Origin of the sequence: Bacillus cereus group sp. BfR-BA-01430 (assembly GCF_022663115.1) — a bacterium.
GTDB lineage: Bacteria > Bacillota > Bacilli > Bacillales > Bacillaceae_G > Bacillus_A > Bacillus_A cereus_BD.
This window is the reverse complement of sequence record NZ_JAKUEW010000094.1, coordinates 1-226: the sequence shown is the minus strand read 5'-3', so window position 1 is coordinate 226 and position 226 is coordinate 1. Positions and strand designations below refer to the sequence as shown.

The window sequence follows — 226 nt, the reverse complement described above, 5'->3', positions numbered from 1 at the left end:
TAATCCAGGAAGAAATGAAGCACCAAATGAGCAGGCAAAGGGTAATCGCCAACAAGTAGAACGAGAGTTGGAAGTAACGAACCGTATGAATAATCCAGGAAGAAATGAAGTGCCGAATGAGCAGGCAAAAGGTAATCGCCAACAAGTAGAACGAGAGTTGGAAGTAACGAACCGTATGAATAATCCAGGAAGAAATGAAGTACCAAATGAGCAGGCAAAAGGTAAT

General features: G+C 42.0%; 1 protein-coding gene. It reads left to right on the top strand.

Annotated elements, in window-relative coordinates; genetic code table 11:
• The coding region (locus tag MR058_RS23105; protein WP_242145949.1) for a hypothetical protein at positions 1 to 226 on the top strand (226 nt) is incomplete at both ends.